The organism is Bradyrhizobium sp. 31Argb (assembly GCF_043638955.1).
Lineage (GTDB): Bacteria > Pseudomonadota > Alphaproteobacteria > Rhizobiales > Xanthobacteraceae > Bradyrhizobium.
This window is the reverse complement of the sequence record NZ_JBEGDB010000498.1, coordinates 1-2768: the sequence shown is the minus strand read 5'-3', so window position 1 is coordinate 2768 and position 2768 is coordinate 1. Positions and strand designations below refer to the sequence as shown.

Genomic DNA, 2768 nt, shown 5'->3' with positions numbered 1-2768 from the left:
AGCCGCCCCTCATCCGCCGTGAGACGCGCGGAGTTAAATCACTGATTTGCCCGACGGCGAAAGCGGAATGTTTTTTGTGTGAGGGCTGGACGAGCCAAATCACGTTGATTGGCTTAAGGAAAATCGCGCGAATGATACGACGCCGTCATGCCCGGGCTTGCCCGTCTTCGCTATCGCTTTGCCGGACTGAGATTAGAGTGCCCGGCGAAGCCTCGGCGTAGCCGGGTCCCGGGCATCCACGTCCTTCGCGCCCGGGACAACGTGGATGGCCGGGTCAAGCCCGGCCATGACGGAGGAGAGGATTGCGCCACGCGTCGCTCAGTCATTCCGGGGCGATGCGCCAGCATCGAGCCCGGAATCCATTTCTCCACCTGCGCATGCGGCCCGATGGATTCCGGGCTCGCGCTGCGCGCGCCCCGGAATGACGACGGAGGTTGTTGCAAGCTCGCGCAATGCGCGCCTCACGCGGCCGGTTCATCCGGATCGAGTGCGGCCTGGAAGCGCGTCGATGCATCGCTTGCTTCACCGGACGCACCAAACACCGCGGCGGCGGTGATGTCCTTGGCGAGGTGGGTGCATTCGAGCCAGACCAGATTGAGCATCAGCGGCGGCAGTTCGCGCGCCTGCTGCATGTTCCTGCAGCGGGCCTCCGCGCCCTCCATGCCCCACCATTGCTGAGCGACCGTCACGACCCTGCGGAAATTGCGCAAGGTGCCTGACGCCTTCGCGCGATCGACCTTGGCGAGCAGCGCGCAATGGTTCAGCCAGTTCAGCCCGGCGATGATGGCGATCGCGACGTCGTCGACGGCGCGTCCGGTGAAATCGATCACCGTGTCCTCGTGCGGCTGCTGGCGCAGGAAGCCGTCGATCAGCTCAGCCTGGCGCGACGGCTCCGTCAGAAGCGCGGAGTCGCGTCCCGGGATCATGGTCAGATAGCGCATCCCTTCCAGCCGTGTGTGGCGCCAGATTTCGCGCGGGCTGGCGCTCGCATCATTCGATTTGCGCTTGCAGGCGGGATAGACGAGATCGCCGTGATCGGCCTTTTCGAGATATGTCGCGACGACCTTGTCCAGCGCCTGCAACAAGGCATCCGCGCCGGCCCTGGCATCCAGGACCTCTTCTGACGGAACCTCTCTGCCCCAACCAAACAAGGCCATTGCTTGTTTCCGGCGTGATCCTCTCGTTTTGCGAGTGTAGCACCAGCGCGGCCGATTGCACTGCGCCAATCCGCCGTATTTTTCGGCAAGGGCGGGACGGCGCCGGCGGGATTCCGGCGGAACCCCCGCTCTCCTAGCGGTTGACGAGCCAGATGATCACGCTCAGCACGACGCTGAGCAATAGCGACGTCATCAGTGGGACATAGAACGAATAATTTGATCCCTCGACATGGATGTCACCAGGCAGGCGGCCAAGCCCGAGCTTGCCGATCACCGGCCAGAGCAGACCAGCGGCGAGGAGGAGCAGTCCGAGGATGATCAGCGTGCGCTGCATCCGGCACCTCCAATTCGTGGGGCGCTTTATCCGCCCCACGAATATCGCTTAACCCCACGGTCCGCGCGAGGTGGTCGTGCCGCCCCATGGGCTGCCTGAAGGATAGCGCGTTCCGGCGGAAGGTGCACCACTGGCGCCGAGCTCGGCAGCGAGCTGCTGCAGCGCTGCGATGCGGTTCTCGGTCGACGGGTGGGTGGAGAAGAGATTGTCGACGCCATGGCCCGACAACGGATTGATGATGAACATATGGGCGGTCGCGGGATTGCGCTCGGCCTCAAAGTTCGGCACCTGGTGCGCGGCATTCTCGATCTTCATCAGCGCGGACGCGAGCCACATCGGCTGGCCGACGATACGCGCGCCGAGATTGTCGGCGGCATATTCCCGGGTGCGGCTGATCGCCGTCTGCACCAGCATGGCGCCCAGCGGCCCCAGGATCATCAGCGCGATCGAACCGACGATGCCCGGACCGCTGTTGCTGTTACGGTGGCCGCCGAAGAACATGCCGAATTGCGCCAGCATCGAGATCGCGCCGGCGATGGTGGCGGTGATCGTCATCAACAGCGTGTCGTGGTTCTTGATATGCGCGAGCTCATGCGCAATCACGCCGGCGAGCTCCTCGCGGCTGAGCTGCTGCATGATGCCGGCGGTGACGGCGACCGCGGCATTCTGCGGATTGCGGCCGGTGGCAAACGCGTTGGGCTGCGCCTCGTCCATCACGAACACGCGCGGCATCGGCAGGCCGGCGCGGCTCGCGAGCTCGGCGACGAGGCCAACGAGTTCGGGCGCGGTGCGCGCATCGACCTCATGGGCGCCGTACATGCGGAGCACCATGCGGTCGGAATTCCAGTAGGTGAACAGGTTCGTGGCGGCCGCAACCACCAGCGCGATCATCGCGCCGCTGGCGCCGCCGATGAGATAGCCGATCCCCATGAACAGGGCGGTGAGGCCGGCCAGCAGAAGGGCTGTCTTGAAATAATTCATCGCCGTTTCCCCTGCGTCGTTGCGGAAAAACCACTGTTGCAGGCGCAGCTTAGGTAGGGATTTGCCTATGGGCAGCGCAAGTGGCGAAAGGTGCGTCGGGGCGACGCGGGCGAAAATACGCTGGCTCCCTCCCACGTCGTCCCGGCGAAAGCCGGGACTCATAACCACCGGACTTTGTGATGTGCTCCGCTGCAACCACTTGCTCGCGCCACAACAGTTTCCTGTGGTTGATGGGGTGGACGGCCCCCTACGGCATCAGTTGTGCCAGAATGAGGTTGTCGAAATCTCAAACGAGG

At 64.2% G+C, this 2768-nt stretch carries 3 protein-coding genes; all 3 read right to left on the bottom strand.

Annotated elements, in window-relative coordinates:
• Positions 1-461: 461 nt before the first annotated feature.
• On the bottom strand, positions 462-1157 hold the full coding sequence (locus tag AAFX91_RS40600) for a hypothetical protein (protein ID WP_394570232.1): 696 nt from the start codon (positions 1155-1157) through the stop codon (positions 462-464).
• Positions 1158-1290: 133 nt separating this feature from the next.
• Positions 1291-1491 (bottom strand): DUF2905 domain-containing protein, encoded by a 201-nt coding sequence (locus tag AAFX91_RS40595; RefSeq protein WP_130576846.1) that lies wholly within the window; start codon positions 1489-1491, stop codon positions 1291-1293.
• 48 nt (positions 1492-1539) lie between these two features.
• On the bottom strand, positions 1540-2472 hold the full coding sequence (gene htpX, locus AAFX91_RS40590; RefSeq protein ID WP_394570231.1) for a zinc metalloprotease HtpX: 933 nt from the start codon (positions 2470-2472) through the stop codon (positions 1540-1542).
• Positions 2473-2768: the final 296 nt, after the last annotated feature.